The 18933-nt window shown below is 63.4% G+C and carries 20 protein-coding genes; 4 read left to right on the forward strand and 16 right to left on the reverse strand.

Features of this window, described 5'->3' with window-relative positions; translation table 11 throughout:
• Positions 1 to 70: 70 nt before the first annotated feature.
• The 9 genes from ACOOHB_RS18535 to ACOOHB_RS18575 form a co-directional block, all read right to left on the reverse strand.
• A complete protein-coding gene (locus ACOOHB_RS18535) occupies positions 71 to 2392 on the reverse strand; it encodes a DUF1989 domain-containing protein (RefSeq protein ID WP_420446269.1) in 2322 nt (773 codons plus the stop codon).
• Positions 2392 to 2832 carry a hypothetical protein gene (locus ACOOHB_RS18540; protein ID WP_420446270.1) on the reverse strand — a complete coding sequence of 147 codons (441 nt, stop codon included), beginning with the start codon at positions 2830 to 2832 and terminating at the stop codon, positions 2392 to 2394. The genes ACOOHB_RS18535 and ACOOHB_RS18540 overlap by 1 nt, the downstream gene beginning before the upstream one ends.
• A 98-nt stretch (positions 2833 to 2930) precedes the next feature.
• Positions 2931 to 3059, reverse strand: coding sequence for a hypothetical protein (locus ACOOHB_RS18545; protein ID WP_420446271.1), 129 nt, complete (start codon positions 3057 to 3059; stop codon positions 2931 to 2933).
• Between the two features lie 10 nt (positions 3060 to 3069).
• The gene (locus ACOOHB_RS18550; protein WP_420446272.1) at positions 3070 to 3285 is read right to left on the reverse strand and encodes a hypothetical protein; all 216 of its coding nucleotides are present in this window, start codon (positions 3283 to 3285) and stop codon (positions 3070 to 3072) included.
• A 162-nt stretch (positions 3286 to 3447) separates the two neighbouring features.
• Positions 3448 to 4836: an ammonium transporter gene (locus ACOOHB_RS18555; protein ID WP_420446273.1), complete on the reverse strand. Its 1389-nt coding sequence runs from the start codon at positions 4834 to 4836 to the stop codon at positions 3448 to 3450.
• 179 nt (positions 4837 to 5015) lie between these two features.
• On the reverse strand, positions 5016 to 5429 hold the full coding sequence (locus ACOOHB_RS18560; protein ID WP_420446274.1) for a hypothetical protein: 414 nt from the start codon (positions 5427 to 5429) through the stop codon (positions 5016 to 5018).
• Between the two features lie 32 nt (positions 5430 to 5461).
• Positions 5462 to 5722 (reverse strand): hypothetical protein, encoded by a 261-nt coding sequence (locus tag ACOOHB_RS18565; protein WP_420446962.1) that lies wholly within the window; start codon positions 5720 to 5722, stop codon positions 5462 to 5464.
• A complete protein-coding gene (locus ACOOHB_RS18570; protein ID WP_420446275.1) occupies positions 5694 to 6404 on the reverse strand; it encodes a helix-turn-helix domain-containing protein in 711 nt (236 codons plus the stop codon). The genes ACOOHB_RS18565 and ACOOHB_RS18570 overlap by 29 nt, the downstream gene beginning before the upstream one ends.
• A gap of 80 nt (positions 6405 to 6484) precedes the next feature.
• A complete protein-coding gene (locus ACOOHB_RS18575) occupies positions 6485 to 7465 on the reverse strand; it encodes an LLM class flavin-dependent oxidoreductase (protein WP_420446276.1) in 981 nt (326 codons plus the stop codon).
• A 68-nt stretch (positions 7466 to 7533) separates the two neighbouring features.
• Here ACOOHB_RS18575 and ACOOHB_RS18580 point away from each other — a divergent pair, with 68 nt between their 5' ends.
• The gene (locus ACOOHB_RS18580; RefSeq protein WP_420446277.1) at positions 7534 to 7941 is read left to right on the forward strand and encodes a PPOX class F420-dependent oxidoreductase; all 408 of its coding nucleotides are present in this window, start codon (positions 7534 to 7536) and stop codon (positions 7939 to 7941) included.
• A gap of 78 nt (positions 7942 to 8019) precedes the next feature.
• Here the strand turns inward: ACOOHB_RS18580 and ACOOHB_RS18585 are convergent, their stop codons facing one another.
• Positions 8020 to 8931: an MBL fold metallo-hydrolase gene (locus ACOOHB_RS18585; RefSeq protein ID WP_420446278.1), complete on the reverse strand. Its 912-nt coding sequence runs from the start codon at positions 8929 to 8931 to the stop codon at positions 8020 to 8022.
• A gap of 102 nt (positions 8932 to 9033) precedes the next feature.
• On the opposite strand from ACOOHB_RS18585, the gene ACOOHB_RS18590 reads away from it, so the two are divergent.
• Together ACOOHB_RS18590 and vapC are read left to right on the forward strand one after the other, a co-directional pair.
• Positions 9034 to 9243 (forward strand): type II toxin-antitoxin system VapB family antitoxin, encoded by a 210-nt coding sequence (locus tag ACOOHB_RS18590; protein ID WP_420446279.1) that lies wholly within the window; start codon positions 9034 to 9036, stop codon positions 9241 to 9243.
• Positions 9240 to 9677: a type II toxin-antitoxin system VapC family toxin gene (gene vapC / locus ACOOHB_RS18595; protein ID WP_420446280.1), complete on the forward strand. Its 438-nt coding sequence runs from the start codon at positions 9240 to 9242 to the stop codon at positions 9675 to 9677. Before ACOOHB_RS18590 ends, vapC begins: the two co-directional genes overlap by 4 nt.
• Before the next feature lie 187 nt (positions 9678 to 9864).
• On the opposite strand, the gene ACOOHB_RS18600 is transcribed toward vapC, so the two are convergent.
• Genes ACOOHB_RS18600 through ACOOHB_RS18610 form a run of 3 tightly spaced genes read right to left on the reverse strand, consistent with a single transcriptional unit; the run spans position 9865 to position 11453 of the window.
• On the reverse strand, positions 9865 to 10410 hold the full coding sequence (locus ACOOHB_RS18600) for a plasmid pRiA4b ORF-3 family protein (RefSeq protein WP_420446281.1): 546 nt from the start codon (positions 10408 to 10410) through the stop codon (positions 9865 to 9867).
• A complete protein-coding gene (locus ACOOHB_RS18605) occupies positions 10389 to 10595 on the reverse strand; it encodes a hypothetical protein (RefSeq protein ID WP_420446282.1) in 207 nt (68 codons plus the stop codon). The genes ACOOHB_RS18600 and ACOOHB_RS18605 overlap by 22 nt, the downstream gene beginning before the upstream one ends.
• A gap of 33 nt (positions 10596 to 10628) precedes the next feature.
• Entirely contained in the window at positions 10629 to 11453 is an 825-nt protein-coding gene (locus ACOOHB_RS18610; protein ID WP_420446283.1) for a TIGR02391 family protein, read from the reverse strand.
• 95 nt (positions 11454 to 11548) lie between these two features.
• On the opposite strand from ACOOHB_RS18610, the gene ACOOHB_RS18615 reads away from it, so the two are divergent.
• On the forward strand, positions 11549 to 12172 hold the full coding sequence (locus ACOOHB_RS18615; protein ID WP_420446284.1) for a hypothetical protein: 624 nt from the start codon (positions 11549 to 11551) through the stop codon (positions 12170 to 12172).
• Positions 12173 to 12308: 136 nt separating this feature from the next.
• On the opposite strand, the gene ACOOHB_RS18620 is transcribed toward ACOOHB_RS18615, so the two are convergent.
• The 3 genes from ACOOHB_RS18620 to ACOOHB_RS18630 are packed head-to-tail and all read right to left on the reverse strand — an operon-like array spanning position 12309 to position 18861.
• Positions 12309 to 15413, reverse strand: a complete 3105-nt coding sequence (locus tag ACOOHB_RS18620) for a type I restriction endonuclease subunit R (RefSeq protein WP_420446285.1) — start codon at positions 15411 to 15413, stop codon at positions 12309 to 12311.
• A complete protein-coding gene (locus ACOOHB_RS18625; protein WP_420446286.1) occupies positions 15410 to 16759 on the reverse strand; it encodes a restriction endonuclease subunit S in 1350 nt (449 codons plus the stop codon). The genes ACOOHB_RS18620 and ACOOHB_RS18625 overlap by 4 nt, the downstream gene beginning before the upstream one ends.
• Complete coding sequence (locus ACOOHB_RS18630; protein WP_420446287.1) at positions 16756 to 18861, reverse strand: type I restriction-modification system subunit M; 2106 nt, start codon at positions 18859 to 18861, stop codon at positions 16756 to 16758. Before ACOOHB_RS18630 ends, ACOOHB_RS18625 begins: the two co-directional genes overlap by 4 nt.
• Between the last annotated feature and the right edge of the window lie 72 nt (positions 18862 to 18933).

Raw genomic sequence — 18933 nt, forward strand, 5'->3', positions numbered from 1 at the left:
TTAGATGTCTATGCAACGAGAGTAGAACAATTCTCAGTCTTGCATCCCTGCGCAAGGACGCAGGACACGCCTAAGCGCGGACTCGGGACTTGTCGGGATCGTAGAACGGGTACCGCACTACCTCGGCACTGATGCGCTTCTCGTGGCCGTCCAGCTTGCCCACCTCGACGGCCGTGCCGATCTCGTTGTAGGGCAACGCCATGCGGCACAGGGCGATGTTCTTCCGCAGGATGGGGGAGATGGTGCCGCTGGTGACCACACCGACGTGGTTGCGCCCCACGTACACGCCGTCGCCGAGCGCCGCCGGCTCGCCCCCGGAAAGTTCCAGCCCCACCAGCCGCCGCTGGGGGTTGTCGCGCCGGTCAAACAGGGCATCGCGCCCAATGAAGTCGTCTTCCTTGGTCTTGAGCGGGACCGTGAAGCCGATCCCCGCCTCGTAGGGGTCGGTCTGGTCGCAGAACTCGTGGCCGGCGAAGACCAGCCCGGCCTCGATGCGCAGCATGTCGAGCGCAGTCAGGCCCATGGGCACGAGCCCGTGGGGTGTGCCCGCCTCAAAGATGGCGTCCCACACTGCCGGGGCGTCGGAGGGGTGGCAGAACACTTCGAAGCCGAGCTCGCCGGTGTAGCCCGTGCGTGAGACGACGATCGGGATGCCGTCGTGGTCCCCGATCCGCGCAATCGCGAACCGGAACCAGCCCAGCTCCTCCACGGTTGGCTGGTCGGGGCGCGTCCAGATGACCTCGTCGAGTATCCGGCGGCTGTTGGGGCCTTGGATCTGCAGGTTGTGGAGCTGCTCGGTGGAATTGCGCACCCAGACAGCCAAGCCGAGCCGCGCGGCCTGCTCCCGAAGCCAGATGCCGCTGTAGCCGAGCTGGCCGCCGATCCAGCGGAAGTTCTCGCGCGCCAGCCGGAAGACGGTGCCGTCGTCGATCATTCCGCCGGTGGGGTGGCACATAGCGGTGTACACGACCTGCCCGTCAGCCAGCTTGCGTACGTTGCGGGTTACGCACGTCTGCATCAGCACTTCGGCGTCGGGCCCCGTCACCTCAAACTTGCGAAGGGGCGACAGGTCGATTGCCGCCGCGGCCTGCCGGCACGCCCAATACTCCTCGACGGCGCCGTGTGCCGTGTAATGGTCGGCCAGCCAGTAGCCGCAGTACTCGCTGAGGTTCCGCGTCAAGGCGGAGGTGCGGGGGTGGAATCCAGTCTCTCGGGTGAGCTGGGCTTCGGAGTCCGCGGTCATTCTGATCGCCGTCGCTTTCTTGAACATGTTGGCTGCGGGGTACACCCTGACCGCGATGTCGGTGGGGTTCCAGCCGTTGGCAGCGTCGACATCGCACGGGCACGCGGTGCTGACGCACACCAAGTCCTCCAGCGCCCGCAGCAGCACATAGTCGCCAGGGCGCGACCACGGCTCGTCGAGGTAGATCTGATTCGCGTCATCGACCTGGGTGTTGTAGAAGAAGTTGATCGCCTCCCAGCCCCGCCGTGCAGCGACTCCGAAGGGATCGAGGATCCCGTTGATGTTGTCGGTGCAGTTGATGTGGCCGGGGTAGCCCATCTCCTCGTAGTAGCGGGCGTTGCAGGCAGTGTTGAAGGTGTCGTGGCGGCCCACCGTGTCCTGCACCACTTCGACAAGCGGCTGCATCTTGGCGTTGAAGAACTTCGAGTACAGGCCAGGTGCCGGGCAGCTCGCTCCCATGAGGGAGCGGGTGATGGTGGCGTCGAGGCCGAGCTCGGAGCCCGCTTCGAGGTCCGACACTGCGAAGCACTGGAAGTCCGAGCACTGCCGTCCCTCCATGTCCACTACTTGGAACCAGTCGCCCACCGATACCTGGTAGGCGCGAGCTGTGCTGGCCAGCACGATGAAGTCCTGGCTGGGGTCGGCCAGCGGTGTCGGCAGCAACGGCTCGGCCTGGGGAGTGGGTTCGCGACGGTGCACGTAGGCAATCAGGTCGGTGGGCGGGGCACCGCCGTGGGCCGACATGGCTCCGCCAGGCGCGACCACTACGCAGGCGACGACGGCTTGGGCGATGACGCGGGCGCTGCTGCCCGCAGGAGTGTCGCCGACGAAGAGTCTTCGTGGCGTCGCGGCCTGCATGGCGGCCATGTCGATGCCGACACGCTCGAGCCCGGCCCGCACCCGGCGGGCGTCGTGAAGTGCCGCCGAAAGGATGCCCACTGCGGCCCGCTCGTCCGACCGACCGTTTTCAGTTCCGGCTGCTGTTTCCAGCAATTCGGGGTCTGACGTCCCAGCGTGATCGAAGGCGACCAGCTCGCATGGCTGGCAGCCCTCAGGATCGACGATCTCCAACTCGTCGCCGGCAGCGAGCGCCAGCACCGTGGCGCCGCCACCGGTCACCCGGTAGCGCTCCACGCCCGGTCCCAGCATCACCGCCGGCGGCCCAGAGGGCCCGAGAGTCCACGCCGAGGCGGCCCGTCGGCGTCACCGCCGTCATCATCGCCAGCGCCGCCATCGGGAATGCCGGCGAACATGTCCCATACCAGCAAGACGACGGCCACTGCAGACGCGATGATCGCGACCCACAAGCCCGAGCCCGGATCCGGGTTGTTGACGCCGGACGGATCCAAGACTTCGCGCACTGCGATTGCGCCAGCGAAACCGGCGCCGATCCACGCCGGACGCCAACGGATCTGCACCGCTGCGATCGTGACGATGCACACGACGAAGAGGAGCCTGCCGATACCGGTGCCGATGCCGCGCACAGTCTGGGTGCCGCTCAGTCCGCCGTTGACGTGCCACGGCAGGAACATCGCAGCGCCGGCAACCGCAGAACTCGCTTGGGCGATCCGCAATCGGGCGACTCTCACAAGGCCAACTTAGGTTCTCAACGCGCTGGCAGACGCCGCGTCGCCGATGGGCGGCGCGGCGTCTGCCGCGGTGTTCGGATTGAAATTGCCTTTTGCCGTCAGCCGACGACCTGGATGGCAATGATGGCGAAGACGATGCAGGCGATGGTGAAGACCACTACCGCCATCTCGACCCGCTTGTCGTGGCCCTGCAGGCCTTGGAACGCAATCTGCTTGCGACGAGCCATGTCAGTCCTCCTAGCTGTACTTGTCAGCGAGACGGTCAGCTGCATGGTTGAGCAGCTTGTCCTCACGCACGGTCACGATGAGTGCCGCAGCCACCGAGATGACTATCCCGATGATTGCTAGGACGTACGAGCCAGTGTTGCCGCCCGGACCCCATGTGAAGTACCCGGTCGTGCCATCGGCGGCTTCAAGGGCCGCTTCCCAACTGTCATAAGGGAAGGTGTTCATTCAGTCCTCCTTAGTGCTGAACGATGTCAGTGGTTATGCCGGTCATGTCCCTGTGCCTCCTGCTGCGCTCGCTTCTGCTTGCTCCAGTACCCGGCGGCCGAGACCAGCAGGTACATGACGGCAAGTGCAAGAACGAGCTGCAGCCATGAGGCGGACACCCGACTAGCGGTTGGCGAGGTAGTCGGCCTTCAGCGTGTCGGCTGCAGGCCCCTCGGATCCGTCGGCATGGATGATGGGTTCTTCGGCTCGGCCGAACTCCGGATAGAAGTCCGTCTCGTACTCAGCCATGTCGAGGCCCTCGATCTCCACTTCGGGTGGCACCCGCAGCAGATTCAGCTTCTTCAAGACCAAGGATGCGAGGTAACCGGTCACGAACGCCAAGGCGAAGATTGCCGCCGTTCCCACGAGCTGGCCCAGGAAGGTGGTCTTCACCCCGGCGGGCCCTGTCGGGTAGCCACCGGCGAAGATGCCGACAGCCATGACACCCCAGAAACCCATGACACCGTGGACCGACACAGCTCCGACCGCATCGTCGATGCGGGCCTTCTGCTCGATCCAGCTGCCCACCATGAAGGCGAGCCCGGCCGAGAAGAACGCGAGGATCAGCACCAGATTCGGGCTGTAGATGTCGGCTCCCGCCGAGACAGCCACGACACCGGCCAGACCACCGGAGATGGTCCAGAACGGATCGCCCTTGCTGAAGACGTAGCCGCCGGCGAAACCGCCGGCGAAGCCCATCGTGATGGTGTAGGTGATCGCCGACAAAGTGGCCGGGTTGAAGTAGATGTTCGCCCAGCCAGGCGTCGTATCCGCCGTGATGGCCAGGCACGCCGCATAAAAGGCGTAGAAGGCCGTGAAGATGATCATCAGTCCCATCAACGTCAGATGGAGGTTGTGGGGTTTGAATGCCCGTGTGCCGCCATCCTTGTCGTATCGGCCGATTCTCGGTCCGAGATTGAAGAGCACCCCTAGAGCGAAGATCCCTGCGACACCGTGGACCACGCCGGAAGCGGCGAAGTCGTGGTAGCCGAAGTGAACCGTCAGCCAGCCGCCGTAGCTCCAACCCCAGGCGGCCGCAACCACCCAGACGATGCCGCCCATCAGGGCAGTCAGCCAGAGGTAGGCCGAAATTCGGATTCGCTCTAGCACTGAGCCCGACATGATCGAGCCGGTCGTCCAAGAGAACAGCACGAAGGCTGCCCAGAAGACGCCGGTGATGTTGTCGCCGAGGTTCGGTCCGGCGGAGCCGTCCCATGGCAGGCCGTACTGACCGCCGCAGAAGAACAGATCCGCAAGTCCTGCGGGGCTGTTACCGCTTGAAGTTCCGGTGAACTTCAAGCCCTCCTGCATGCAGAAGTAGACGTACCAACCGACGTAGTAGAACGTTGGCGTCACGACGGCGATCGTCATGATGTTCTTCATCGCCGTCGACATGATGTTCTTGCGACGGCTGACGCCTGCCTCGTAGGTCATGAAACCTACGTGCAGCAGCCACATGATCGCGACGGTGAAGAAGTAATAAGCCTCCGTGAACACAACAGACGTGTCCATCGCGCCTCCCCCCATTTTCGGTTTGCGCTTGAGTCCCTAACAACCCGGGCCTCAGACCAATTGGGGGAGACCGTAACACGTTCGCAATGTTCGCATGAACATCACCCGCCCGATGGGTTGATATTGAACCTCGCGGGAGATTCGCGCGCGAATTCAGCCGGGCAGCCGCGCGCCGCCGGTCAGTTGTCGTCGGGCTCGCTGACGTTGACCTGGCGGAGCTTCCCGGTGCCGGCGTCCACCCAGATGGCTGCGTGATGGAGGAAATCCTCCGGTCCCCCTTCGGGGTCTTGGACCGTGAAGACAACGACCCACATCGCAGTCGGGGGGAAGCCTTGGCGCAGAATCTTGGTCTCGGTTCGCTCAGGCGTGAAGGCGTCGGGATGGGCCTCGAGGGCGCCCTGGGCGGTGGCGATGGCCTGGCCCTCCTCGATGTCGACTCCAGAACAGCTTCCTGGAAAGAAGACGAGGGCAACGACCAGAATCAGGCCCACCACGATGAGCAGGATTGGGCGACCCGGCATCCCGCGTATCCGGCCCAACAGGCCCTTCGGCCCGGTCGGCGGCTCGGGGGGCATCGACTCGTGTTCAGGCATCTTGGCGTCCTACGGCTCGCAAGCTTGCGGGATCAGTCGTCTCGGGGCGGTCGAACGACGAAGCGCAGGATGAGGTAACCCGCCACATGGGTGATGGCCACGAAAGACACCCACCACAGTAAGACCGTTTGCCGGTAGCCGCGTTCGCGGCACTCCCAGTAGCTGAGACCAACCGCAGCGACCAGAAGGATCCACAGAAAGATGCTCCGGCGAGCGAAGCCGGTATCGCTGATCCAGTCGGCGACGATCATCAAGCCCATTGCGTCACCCTCCCGCTGCGCTGCGCTGCTCACTGGCGGGATACACCTTGATGGAGATGAACCGTACCGGCAACTCCACGAGTTCAACCGGGCCGTGGGCCACCTCGCCGTGGATCTGCATGGTGTCGCCAGTGTTCAGCAGGTAGGCCTTGCCGCCGTAGCCGTAGTAGAGCGACCCCTCCAGGACGTGGAGAAACTCGACGCCGGGATGCTGGTAGAGGGGGAACACACCGCCCGGCTCGGTGATGGTGGTGATCATCGGCTCGATGATCCGGTTGGGTCCGCGCAGGGTTCCGAGGTCTTGGTACAGGCGATCTGGTCCGCCCCGGTCGTGGTGGATCTCATGGCCTTCGCCCGCCCGGACGATGACCAGATCGTGCTCCTCGTCGAGACCCCGGAACAACGCGGTCACCGGCACCTTGGCAGTCGCTGCTAGGCGAGCGAGCGTCGACAGGCTGGGCGCGCTCTGGCCGTGCTCGATCTTGGAAAGCATGCCCAGCGAGATGCCGGCGTCGGAGGCGAAGGCCGACATCGTCATGTTCAACGCTTGGCGAAGTTCGCGTACGCGGCTGCCGACCACGCGGCAGAGCTCGGCGGTGGTGAGCGGAGACTCGAGGGCCGTCTCCGAGAGGCTCAGCGAGTCGGGATCGCCAAGGCCGGGAGTCCCCTCGGGGCTCTCCTGCGGGTCAGGGTTCGTTTCCCCGCCACTCGTCATCGCCCCGATAGTGCCAGATAGTGGCTAGGAGCCGTAACTGGCCGACCCGAAGTGCTTTGGCTGGTTCGTCGCGTTGGGGCTCAGATTCCGGCTGCCGCGGCGAAGGCCCGCAGCTCGCGCTCGACGTCTCCCATCGGCTGGAACGACACCTCGGTGATGCCTGCTGCGGCAAGTCGATCCATGCGCTCGGGCACCTCGGCGGCGTGGCATACGAAAGGCGCAATGCGCAGCGATTCGGGGGTAAGGACTTGGCGATCGATGGCGTTCAACTGGGTGAGGTGACCTTCGTGGAGCGACAGGTGAATTGTTGCGGGGTCCATGTCTGCGGTGATCTCGGCGAAACGCCCAGCATTCGGCAGCGTGCCGAGCCGGGCATCGCGCTGTTCCAGGAAGGCGTGGTACGCCACGCTCACGCCGGGGCCGGCGGTGTCCATCACGCGAGGGGACTCGATCGATTCGTCGTCGTCCATGATCGTGCCGAAGCCGAGCAGGATGACATCGTCGATCCCGTTGTAGTCGGCATCAGGACGGGGTCGCGAGGTGAACACGCCGGCGCCCATCTTGGCGGCCGCGGCGAGTCCTCGGGGGCCGTTCACGCCCAGGATCCACGGCACCTCGATCGGTCGCTCGACCGCCTGACCAGGCCAGTGCAGCATCCGCGCCGCCCTGCCGTCGACCTCGACGATCTCGCCCCGAAGCAGTGCTTGCACGTCGGCGACCATGCCGGGGAAGTCGGCCCAGCGCAACGGCTTTTGACCCATAGCCCGGCGACCCGTGAAGCCGGTGCCGGCGCCGATGATGACCCGGTCGGGACCGACCAGGCCGACCAGCGTTGCGATGGCCGCAGCCGTCGTCATCGGGTGGCGCAGCGACGGGATGAGTACGCCCGGTCCGAGTCGGATGCGCTCGGTGCGAACCGCGGCGAGTGCGAGCGTCATCCAGACGTCGAGCTGCAGCGCCGGGGTGTCATAGACCCATGCGGTCTCGTAGCCCAACTGCTCGGCCAGCACAATGTGGTCGGGTGTCTCGGGAACGGGCGGGAATGCAGCAGAGATCTTCATGGCGGCAGTCTTGCGGACCGAGGCGAGCTCCACTGAATTGTCGATGCGGCGTGTGCGACGCTGTGCCCATGGAGATCTCCAAGGCACTCGACTACGTCCGCAAGAACGATCGGGGGGTTCTGGCGACCAAGGCGCGTGACGGGACACCGCAGCTCTCGCCGGTGACGGTGGCAGTCGTCGACGACACGGTGGTGATGAGCACTCGCGAGACAGCGTTCAAGACCAAGAACCTGCACCGCGATCCGCAGTCGTGGCTGTGTGTGTTCCCCGAGAAGTGGTTGGGTCGCTGGGTCCAGCTCGAGTGCCAAGCCGAGATCATCTCGGGCGCGGCTGCGCTCGATCCGCTCGTCGAGTACTACCGCACGGTCAGCGGCGAGCACCCCGACTGGGACGACTACCGCCGGGCGATGGTCGAGGACCAGCGCTGCCTGGTCCGCTTCCACATCACCAAGGCTGGCCCCGACAAACATGGCTGAGCTGGCGCTGCTGATCCGGCAAGGCTGATCCGGCGCGGCTGGTCGCCTGCCGGGGCGGCGTATCGATTCGGGCGGAGCTCAATACCAGTCGTAGGCGGCGCGGGGCCGCTGCGCCCAGTTGGCTTGGCCGATCTGGCGCATTCCGTCGCCGAGGCTCGACATCTGGTCGGCGTACAGGCCGATTCCGATGTCGTGCCACGAGCCGTGTCCGGCAAACACCCACTCGACGCGCAGCGTCGAGAGCAGGTCCACCGAGCCGGCGAGCTCATCCCATGAGTGGAAGGTCTGCTCTCCGAAGACGTCCAGCTCGTTCCGGCGGTGGTTCCAATGCAGCGTGTCGCCAGTGAACAGCCACCGGTCGTCGACGTGGAAGACGACCGAGCCCTCGGTGTGGCCCGGCACCGGGATGGCGACGGTCCCCGGAGAGATCACGGCGGGGTCGTCGCCGTCGAGGATCACCGTGGCGTAGGGAGCGGCGTCCGCGTCGGCGGCATGGATCCACACCTCCGCGCCGAAGTGCTCGGCCCACCGGTCGGCGTCGGCAACGTCGTCGCGGTGACTGAGCAGCACGTGCCTAATCCCGCCGAGGTCGTCGACTCGCTCGGCGAGGCCGCGCAGGTAGCGGGGCGAGTCGACCATGAGGTTTCCGTCGGGCCGTTCAACGAGATACGAGTGCGCACCGAACGAAGATCGGGCGTTGTGCCCGAGTGCCCACACGCCGGGTGTCAGCTCGTAGGGGAATGGCGGGCTGAGCGGGCGGCGGATCTCGAGGTTGCCGATCGACTGCGTCGGGCACGCCTCGGCCGCCCGCCACAAAGCGGCAGTCTCGGCCGGGCTCTCAGGCTGGCGCGCCAGGTACGAAAGCCCGCTGTCGTCCATCTCGATGAGCCCAGGAGCCCAGTGCCGGGCGACATCGCATCGGATGCAGCGCGTATCGACGAACCACGGCCCGCCGACATTGTCCGGATGCGCCACATCGGCACGTGCCATCGCCTGCACCCCCTCGTAGCCCTCGCTCGAATGCTAAGTCCGCTGCACCGCCGCTGAGTGCCCCGTCGATGTAGCGGCCGGCGAGTGGTGTATTATTGGTGTATGGCACGCACAAACATTGACATCGACGAGGCGGCGTGTTCGCGCGTCATGGTGCGATACGGGCTCACCAGCAAACGGGCGGCCGTGAACTTCGCCTTGGAACTGGCTGCGGAAGAACCCATGTCCCTGGACGAAGCGCTTGCCATGAGGGGTAGCGGTTGGGAAGGTGACTTGGAAGCGATGCGTGGAGGCAGGATCGAGCACTTGTGACCCAGTCACGGCCAAGGGCGCGTCCAGCGGTCGCGACAGTTCTCGTCGAGACGTCCGCTTGGGTCGCGTACCTGCGGGATGATCACGGTCGCATTTCTGACGCCGTGGCATCGGCATTGGCCGGTGGCGCGCTCACCTGCGATGCCATCCGTATGGAGCTTCTGGCTGGTGCTCGCAATGAAGTCCACGTAGCCCGGCTACGTGCGCTGCTTGGGCGCGCTCACGTCGTTCCTACGAACACGATCGACTACCAGCGCGCTGCACTGCTGTACCGAACGTGTCGGCAGTCAGGCTCGACCGTGCGCAACATGATCGACTGTCTCATTGCGGCAATTGCCATCAGGAGCGGCGCGGAAGTGCTCCATGCCGATCGTGACTTCACGGCGCTCGCACGCCACACTCGGCTGCGCGTCCATCCGGCATCGCTGAATTGATCGATATTGGGCGTCGCAAAGAATGTGACCTGACAAGAGTCTCGGCTCAAGCGCCCTGAGTGCATTGTCCGTCGTACTGGCCGGTGGGGCCCAGTCCATCGGAATGTTCCGAGGAGGCAGACCGCCGAGCAGCGGCAGTCCCGCGGCGATTCAGGATTCAGTCGCAGCCGTCCGGCCAGGTTGGTGACTACATGGCTCGGGTCGCCTCACCGGGATCGAAGTGCACTGGGTTGAAGCCATGCCCGAGCCATTCGGTCAACTCCTGATGGTCCGGATGTTGCTTGTCGGCGATCGCCTCGAGCAGATTCGCGTAGCCCCACCAGCCGCCGCAATCTTCAGGCGGGCACGCCCGGCGACCGGCAACGCAGCGTGGGTAGGTCACGCCTGCCTCGGCGGGCACTATTGCTTCGACGAGGATGTCGTGCTCCCAACCGTCGCCGAAGTCATAGTCCCATCGCATCTTTGCGCCCACTTCGCCGAGCACTGTGCCGAGTCGGTACTTGGACTCGTCGCGGGACTGACGGCCAAACGGAGAGTCGTCGAATGGTCCAGGTCGCTGGTAGGTGACGCCGTCGATCTCGAACGAATGGAGGTGGTAGCCCTCCCAGCCCATCCCCCTCACCAGAAGGCCGGCGAGATTGTGAAGGGCGATATTGGACGGCACTTCGATGCGGCGCCAAACACGAGGCTTCACGGACTTCAGAGAGATCTTCAGCGTGTGGACGGTTGCCATGTGCGGAGTACCTCGGTTCGGACGCAGTCGAAGATGCCGTGCAGGATGCCGACGATAACGAATTCGCCGGATTCCTCGTCGCTGAGACACCGGTCGACGATTGCGTCGTTCCCGACGAGCCGAGCGATCAGCCGACGCTTGACACGGCCAAGAGCGCCGGGGCAAGACTTGTCGAAATCGTTCACACGTTCCGGCTCCCGGATGGCCTCCTCGCGGCGTCAGGAGACCCGTGCGATCGTCGCATCATCGAGTCGGCGCTGCACCATGGAAATTGCCGTGAGCGCCTCAAGCAGTTCGTCGTCGCTGACCTTGCGGCGCAGCCTTGGGTCGTGAGCCGGCGGGTTTCGGTAGAGGCCCAACAGTCCGATCGCGAAGTTGGCGAGGCCCGATTGCTCGCTGCGATCCGACGGTGTGCGGCCAGCGTTGATGGCGACGGCGGGACCACTGGACGGAGTGAGTGTTGCGTTGATCAAGTCCGCGCCATCGTCGACACGACCCGTGAGCACGCGGAGGCGATCTGGAATGCTCTTCGCAGCCTCGTGCACTGCGTGAAAGTTGTCCCTTCGCAGAAGCTCATCAGTGCAGTAACGCAGGACATCGGGATGGGTGCCGCGTCGACGGAACTCGGTACGCAGGCTGCCGGCTCGTCGAGCGGCCTCGTCAAGAGTCGTCGCCGCACCGTCTCGCAGGCGGGCTACCTGGCCATCGTCCTTGACTCTCAACCCCGTGTGTACAAGAACCTCGTTGAGGTCGTCTTGCCGACGGCTACGCAGCGCGGGATCGCTTCGGTACTTGACCGGCGACATCGCTTCCCGAATGAACGCCACAACACAGTTGCCGGCATCGTCCTGGGCCTGTCTGTCCGCGAGCGCTTCGTAGAGCCGATGGCGCTTGGTGATGGTGGGGCTCACGTCGGAAATACGAACGTCCGCGAGGGTGCGTGCGATCTCGCTGCCAGTCAGGCCGTACTGCGTCTCGCCCAAGACATCGGCGATGCCCTGAACGATCGCCGGTTCGAACAGCGGGATGAGGTTCTTGGCCATGCTCGGAGGGTAGGGAAGACGATGGGCCCGTCGGAATGTTGGGCGGCCATACAAACGTCATTGCTGCGATCGAGCGAAGCTGAGAGCATCCAAGCGTGCAATCGAAGCCCGCAGCCAGATTCGTCTCCCAGCTCCTTGCTGGACTTGTCCTTCAACAATGGGTGTTGCCAGTCGTCATTACCGCAGCCGGATTGCTCATCGGGCTCAACTCTGACGTGCCGCCCTTCTACGTGTTCGTTGGAACTGTCATTGTGCTTGCCCAGAGCGCAGTTGCGCTGTTGCGATACTCAGAGTGGAGGAGTCGAATCACCGCCAAGGACAAGCTCGGATTCCAAGGAGGACGAGTCGTTTCGGTACTCGACGAGCAGGGACAGATCGCGGGCTTCCACCTCGGATTCACTCTCAACAACTTCGCCTCGTTCCCCGTGGAGTTCGAAGTTGAGCGGATCGAGTCGCGAGTGATGGATCGCGTCTCAACCAAGGACAAGAACCTACATCCGGTGTTGGTCTCGTCAGGTTTGACGGGCTGGTGGCAAGACGGTGTCATCGAACTTCCCGACTTGCCAGCAGCAAGGTCAATCGAGGGGCGACTTGAAGCTGAGATTGTCTACGGACGTGCCGGTAAGCGCCGTCACGTCCTCTCACTCGACAAGAAAGTGCTGTTGACGATCGATCCGGATCGAAGGCTGATTGGCAGTGAGTGGTTCAGTGGACGATGACCGGGCAAGCAAGCGTCGACGGCAGTTCGTAGAGACAGGGACCCGCGGGCACCGTCGTGGCGAGTGCTGTAGAGCAAGTTCCGCGGGAAATCGTGGGTCCCCCAGGAAATCCGCGGAGTTCACCGCCGGCCGGTGATTATCGGGGATCCCCATCCTTACGGCCGTCGGCCGGTTGCACGGCGTCGAAGATGCTCTGCAGGATGCCGGTGATGACGAATTCGCCGAATTCGTCATCGCTGAGACATTTGTCGACGATGGCGTCGTTCCCAGCGAGACGCGCGATCAGCAATTGCTTGACGCGGTCGAATGCGCCGAGGCGGAACTTATCGAAGTCATTTGCGCGTGCTGTCTCTCGGATGGCCTCCTCGCGGAGTCCGTCTTCCTGGATCTGCTGCAGGAACAGTCGGTCGCTCTCGGTGAAATCGGTGCTGAAGCGGTCGTTGAGCAGCTCGATGATCTCGGACAGCGGTGCCGAGTCGTCCTCGGCCAACCCAGTGCCGACGGCCGTCGGACTGGCGACCGTTGCGTCGACCTCGTCGCCCAAGCTGATCGCACCGGAGGACGTTCGCTGGAGCCGGTAGTACTCAAGGTCTACGTCGCCATCGAGGTGGATTGGCGTGAAGTCTCCACCAACGTGCAGGTGCGGCAGCAGCTTTCGACCATACGAGTAGAGCCGTTCAAGGTCGCAGTCGGCGTAGGGGATGATCTGGCTCAGGAAGGCGTACAGGCTCACATAGGCACTGAGCTGGTCCCTGAAGGCGACTTGTGCGTCCTCGTCGAGGTCAGCGAACCGATCGACCGCAGGCTGCAACGCAGCCTCAAGGCGGGCATGGTCGCTCGCCCGCTGCTTGTGAGGTGGCAGGTAGAAGATCTGTGCAAACTGCTCGATCTCGCTCTCGTAGTACACCTGCACGCCATCGAGATCGTGCTTGAGGCTTTCCAGTTGGTACGGGTCCGAGGTTTCATGCAACTGGGTCACATCGAAGTACGGAGCGAATGCGGTCGCAATGTCCGCGGGGCTATTGACGAAATCGAGTACGAACGGCGCCTGCTTCCCAGAGGCGACACGGTTGAGCCGCGACAAGGTCTGCACCGCATGGACGCCACTGAGACGCTTGTCGACGTACATGGCCTGCAGCAGCGGCTGGTCGAAGCCGGTCTGATACTTCTCGGCGACGATCAGAATCTGGTAGTCCGGCGAGGCGAATCTCTCGGGCAATGCAGACTCGCTGATGGGTTTGCCGGTGATGACATCGATGTTCATTTTGGGCTCGGTGTATTCGGCATCGAGCCCGGGAACCGAGACAGAGCCACTGAAGGCCACGAGCGGTCTCACGTCGTCGTAGCCCTGCTCATCGATGTACTTCGTGAACGTCTCCATGTATCGCACGGCATGCAGGCGGGACGATGCGACCACCATTGCTTTCGCCCTACCGCCCATGCATGGCCGCACGTGCTCCCGGAAGTGCTCGATGATGACCGACGTCTGCTGCTCCAGCCGATGAGCATGCAGTTGGGAGAACTTCGCAAGCTTCTTCGCCGCTTCACGTCGAGGGAACTGCGGGTCGTCCTCGGCGGTCTTGACTAGCCGGTAGAAGGTGTCGTAGTCGGTGTACTTCCCGAGAACGTCGAGGATGAAGCCTTCCTCGATGGCCTGTCTCATGCTGTAGGTGTGGAACGGTTCCGGCTTGCCGTCTGCGCCAAGTCGACCGAAGAGCTCGATCGTCTTGCCCTTTGGCGTCGCGGTGAATGCGAAGAAGCTCAGGTTCGGCTGCCGGCCGCGTGATGCAACGACCGCATTGAGACCGTCCTCCCAGTCTTCGGGAGCTTCATCGCTTGTCGCGCCCGCGGCACCGAGCAGCGACTTCATGTCGTGGGCGCTCTCGCCGGTCTGGCTCGAATGAGCTTCATCGACGATGATCGCGTACCTGCGTGAGGCAAGCTTCTTGGCCCACTCGGCAGCTTGGGCATGCTCGCTTGCGTCAGGCATCTCGTCCGGATCGGCTCCGGCGAGCCGCAGCAGTTGTCGCATGACGAATGGGAACTTCTGCAGGGTGGTGATGACGATCTTCGTGTCGTCCACCAGGGCTTGAGCGAGCTGCTGGGAATCCTGATCGATTGCCTGCACGACTCCTTGTGTGTGCTCGATCTGATAGATCGCTTGCTGCAGTTGTGCGTCAAGCACGCGTCGATCAGTGATGACCAGCACGCAGTCGAACACCTTCTTGTCTCTGGTGTTGTGCAGGCTGGACAGGTGGTGGGCCAGCCATGAGATCGAGTTGGTCTTGCCACTGCCGGCGGAGTGCTGAATGAGGTAGTTGTGGCCGGGGCCCTCTGCGCGTGCGGCTTCGACGAGCGCCTCGACTGCGTGCAACTGGTGGAAGCGAGGAAAGACCAGCGTCTCGCGCGGGACGGTGCGGGTGCCCTTGTGATCCGAGACCGTTTCCTCACGACGCTCGAGAAACATGTACGAGCCGATGACCTCCAGGAAGCGTTCGCGCTCAAGCACTTCCTGCCAGAGGTAGCCGGTCCGGTACCCCGATGAGTGCTGGGGGTTGCCGGCGCCGCACGTCATTTCACCCGGATGACTGCCGCGATTGAACGGCAGAAAGCGCGTCGAGGCCTTCGCAAGGCGCGTCGCCATGTGTACTTGCTCGGTATCGGCAGCGAAGTGCACGAGTGCCCGCTTGCGGAACCTGAACAGCGGTGCATTGGGGTCGCGGTCCTCGCAGTACTGCTGCACTGCGTCGCGCCAGTGCTGGTTCGATAGTGGGTTCTTCAGCTCGCAGGTGGCCACTGGCACTCCATTGAGCGCCATGACCAGATCCACCGTGTCGGCCTCGCCAGGATGACACCGCACCTGGCGGGTGACGGTCAACTCGTTGCTGGCAAATTGCGCTACCGCTTCGGGGTTCAGGCTGTGCGCTGGCTTGAACCACGCGAGTCGATGCGTCCTCCCGTAGAACTTGAACCCGTGGCGAAGGACATCGAGCGTGCCCTTCTTGTCGAGTTCGCGTGCCAAGGTCGCGATGATCTGATTCTCCAGTTCGTTGCCATGCAGTGCAGCCATCTCGGCCCAGAGCTCCGGCTGGGCAGTTTGCAGAAACGCCACGACACGGCCTGGGAAGAGCGCCAAGTCGACGTCCCACTCAGCGCGGGCGCCCTCGACCCACCCCACCTCAGTGAGCATCGACACGATCGTCGATTCGAGCGCAGCCTCATCGGTTTGTCCTGATTTCACGCTGCAGCCTCTGACGCCGCTGTTGCGGCATCTCGTACGTCGATCTTCCCTGTCACGGCGGCCGAGATCAACGCAGTTCGGTACTCGTGCAGGCGTTCGATTGCCTCATGTGCCGAAGCAGCGAGCCGGGATGATCGAACCTCCACCGATTCGATGTAGGCGACGATGGCCACCTGTTCGGGCAGGGGCGGCACGGCTGTCTGGAGTGACATGAACTGTTGGGGATAGAGCCGGAGCCGTGACGACCAGATGCCGCGGGATTCAGATGTCATGCCGAGCACGTAACGACGAGACCGATACGCCCGGTCGAGAAACTCGGGCAAGAGGCGATCGGTATCAGGTGTGTAGATGTTGTACGAAGGGCTAATGAGGCCCGCTTCGGTCGTTGTCCCGGCAGCGCCCATCCACGCCCACATCGTGTTGATCACGAGATCACCTGCTTGGCAGCACTTGTAGCCCTCAAGCGACTCTGCCATGAACATGCCCACATCGGGCTTTTCAGAGCGGCGCGTCACACCGGTGAGGTGCGAGACCGTCAAGAGCTCGCCATCGCCGTCGTCTGACCGCTGGTCCCGCTCCCGGAACAGTCGTCGGTTGTCGACGACCTGCCAGTGGGCGGGGACCTCGCCGAGCCATTCCACGCCTGATGGCTTCATGCGAGGCGAAGGATCGAGCCCTGCCGCCTTCGCAGCCTCTGACGGCAATCCTTGGGTCACGGTGCGAGCGATGAGGGCTGTTCGGTACTCGTCAAGCCGTTCGATCAGCTTTTGTTGTTTCGCGATCAACGAGTCGATTCGGGCAGTCTCCCGGTCGAGATAGTCGGCGACGTCGTGTTGCTCGCGCACAGGGGGCATGGGGACCGGGAGCACACCTATCTCAGATGAATTGATGGCCGGGTAGCCGACTCCGGTTGACCTGGCGACGATTTCTTCTACGAACCCGTGTTCCTGCAGGGCCCAAGATGCGAAGCCGCGTTCAAGCGCTCGGGGACGTATCACCGCGAAGCCGGTTGATACCACCATGTCGGTAGGCGGATCGTTCACGGGAGCAATTGCCCGCAGATACGTCCTGACCGTCGACACGATCGTGTCTCCGTCCCGTACCAGACGTCGAGCTCGTGATGGGGCGTCCTCGAAGACCATCTTTTGGGTCTTCACGATTCCGGTTGTTGAATCCACGGAACTGATGTCGACGTACTCGATGGTCCGAAGTGGATCTTCGTTTTCGGAGAGAACCTCGTCATTTGTTGAGGCCACGAACTTGAGGCGTGTCACGTCCCAGTGTGACGGCACGTCGCCCAGCCAGTTCACTGCTGAATCGCAGTAGCTCGGGTATCGCCGCTTCACGTAGTGACCTCGGTGAGCAGCTGAGCGATCTCAGCTTCGAGTGTCTTCAGATCGGCTTCGATCACGTCGAGCGGCCGAGGCGGCTCGTATACGTAGAAATGACGGTTGAACGGGATCTCGTAGCCGATTTTGGCCTTGCTGTGGTCGACCCACGCGTCGGGCACGTGTGGCAGCACTTCTCGACGCATGTAGTCGTCGATGTCCTCATTGAGCGGAATGGTCTCGGTGTCGCGGAGTTGCGGGTCGGGCTCGTGTCCGTTCTTGCCCTGGCAGGGTTCGGCATTGGGGTCGCGTTCGCCCAGCGCCGAAACCACGGCTCTGCGCTCAGCCGCCGTGAGGCGCATCTGTTGGCTCTCTTCGACAAGCCGCAGCCGAGCGAGGAACTGATCGCGATCGGCGACTATCTCTCCAGCAGTTCGCTCTGCGAGCGCATCGAGCAGGTCTCGTATCTGCTGCTGGCGCAGTTCGCCCTTGACGATCTCGGCATCATGCGCGGGGCCCGGTTTCTTCTTGCTCGTCGCGAGTTTGGCGAACGCTGGCTCGGTCTCAATGCGACCGATGCGCTCGGGGATCGCTGCGAAACTCAGACGCAGCGGGCGCTCGATGGTGATCTTGCGATATCCGAAGTCCTCGTTGGCGAACACCTTGCTGACGACGCGGGGGCGTGTCCGCGGTTGGTGGGTGACCGGGTCTTCGTCGGTGAGGTTGCGCGTCTCGCTGTCGGTGAAGCTGCCGAGAATGCTCGTCAGTTCGTCGATTTGGACGGGCGACAGCTCGTTGCGCTTGTTGCCGAGGCTTCGACGCATCTTCTCGAAGAACTGCCGTCCGTCGATGAGTTGCACCTTGCCGCGCCGTCGCTGTTCCTTGCGGTTTGTGAGAACCCAGATGTAGGTCGAGATACCGGTGTTGTAGAACAACTGATCCGGCAGCGCGACGATCGCTTCGAGCCAATCGTTCTCGATGATCCAGCGCCGGATGTTGCTCTCGCCGCTGCCTGCATCGCCCGTGAACAATGGAGATCCGTTGAAGACGATCGCGATGCGGCTGCCACCGGAGCCGTCTGGTGCCACGGGCTGCCGCTTGCGGAGCATGTGCTGCAGGAACAGCAGCGCGCCGTCGTTGATGCGCGGCAGCCCGGCCTCGAACCGTCCGTTGGCGCCCTGTGTATCGCGTTCGTTCTCAATAAAGCGCCGCTGTTGCTTCCACTCCACGCCGAACGGAGGATTGGCGAGCATGTAGTCGAAGGTCCAGCGAGAACTATCGCCTCGGTGCGTGTAACCGTCAGCCATGAACGAGTCACCCAAGATGATGCGATCGGCGTCGTGGTCCTTGATGAGCATGTCGGAGCGGCACACGGCCCATGCTTCGTCATTCCAGTCTTGGCCGAAGAGCCTCGGATTGGCGTCGTTGTTGTGTTTGCGCAGAAACGACTCAGCTTCTGAGAGCATCCCGCCAGAGCCGCAGGCGGGGTCGTAAACCGTCTTGACGACGTAGGGCTTGGCGAGGTCGTCTTCCGATGTCAGCAGGAGGTTGACCATCAGGCGGATCACTTCGCGGGGTGTGAAGTGCTCTCCGGCTTCCTCATTCGCTTGTTCAGCGCCGAGCCGAATCAGCTCCTCGAACACGTAACCCATTTGTGAGCTGCCCATTTGGGCTGGGGAGAGGTCGAGCTTTGCGAAGCGCTGTACGACTTGGAACAGCAAACCCTTCTCGTCCATGCGGGCGATCTGGGCCCCAAAGTCGAAGCGTTCCAAGATCTCGCGCACGCTCGGCGAGAAATCCGCGATGAAGCGGTTGAGATTCTGAGCGATCAGGTTCGGGTCGTCGAGCAGGAGTTGGAAGTCCAGTCGGGAGGTGTTGTAGAAGGCGTGGCCTGCGGCGTCCTTGAGCATCTCGTGGCGGAGGCTCTCGCTCTGCTTGGCGTACTTGCGGGCCGCAGCGAGCACGGCATGCTTGGTGGGGGCGAGCACGCAGTCGAAGCGACGCAGCACCGTCAGCGGGAGGATCACCTTGCGGTACTCGTTGCGCTTGTACGGGCCCCGCAGCAGGTTGCAGATGCTCCAAATGAAGTTGACCATCTCGCTGTGCGTCTGCGCGTTCACTCAACCCTCCGCCCTGGCGTTGGTGCTGCCTTACAGGCATCCCGCTGCTTGGCTCGCCGCCTCCAGAAAATA

Origin of the sequence: Candidatus Poriferisodalis sp. (genome assembly GCF_965215815.1) — a bacterium.
GTDB lineage: Bacteria > Actinomycetota > Acidimicrobiia > Acidimicrobiales > Poriferisodalaceae > Poriferisodalis.

Excerpts from the sequence above, each read along its gene's own strand:
- ACOOHB_RS18535 (WP_420446269.1), bottom strand. The coding sequence starts at position 2,392 with ATGCTGGGACCGGGCGTGGAGCGCTACCGGGTGACCGGTGGCGGCGCC.
- ACOOHB_RS18545 (WP_420446271.1), bottom strand. The coding sequence starts at position 3,059 with ATGGCTCGTCGCAAGCAGATTGCGTTCCAAGGCCTGCAGGGCCACGAC.
- ACOOHB_RS18550 (WP_420446272.1), bottom strand. The coding sequence starts at position 3,285 with ATGAACACCTTCCCTTATGACAGTTGGGAAGCGGCCCTTGAAGCCGCC.
- ACOOHB_RS18555 (WP_420446273.1), bottom strand. The coding sequence starts at position 4,836 with ATGGACACGTCTGTTGTGTTCACGGAGGCTTATTACTTCTTCACCGTC.
- ACOOHB_RS18560 (WP_420446274.1), bottom strand. The coding sequence starts at position 5,429 with ATGCCTGAACACGAGTCGATGCCCCCCGAGCCGCCGACCGGGCCGAAG.
- ACOOHB_RS18570 (WP_420446275.1), bottom strand. The coding sequence starts at position 6,404 with ATGACGAGTGGCGGGGAAACGAACCCTGACCCGCAGGAGAGCCCCGAG.
- ACOOHB_RS18575 (WP_420446276.1), bottom strand. The coding sequence starts at position 7,465 with ATGAAGATCTCTGCTGCATTCCCGCCCGTTCCCGAGACACCCGACCAC.
- ACOOHB_RS18580 (WP_420446277.1), top strand. The coding sequence starts at position 7,534 with ATGGAGATCTCCAAGGCACTCGACTACGTCCGCAAGAACGATCGGGGG.
- ACOOHB_RS18585 (WP_420446278.1), bottom strand. The coding sequence starts at position 8,931 with ATGGCACGTGCCGATGTGGCGCATCCGGACAATGTCGGCGGGCCGTGG.
- ACOOHB_RS18590 (WP_420446279.1), top strand. The coding sequence starts at position 9,034 with ATGGCACGCACAAACATTGACATCGACGAGGCGGCGTGTTCGCGCGTC.
- ACOOHB_RS18600 (WP_420446281.1), bottom strand. The coding sequence starts at position 10,410 with ATGGCAACCGTCCACACGCTGAAGATCTCTCTGAAGTCCGTGAAGCCT.
- ACOOHB_RS18610 (WP_420446283.1), bottom strand. The coding sequence starts at position 11,453 with ATGGCCAAGAACCTCATCCCGCTGTTCGAACCGGCGATCGTTCAGGGC.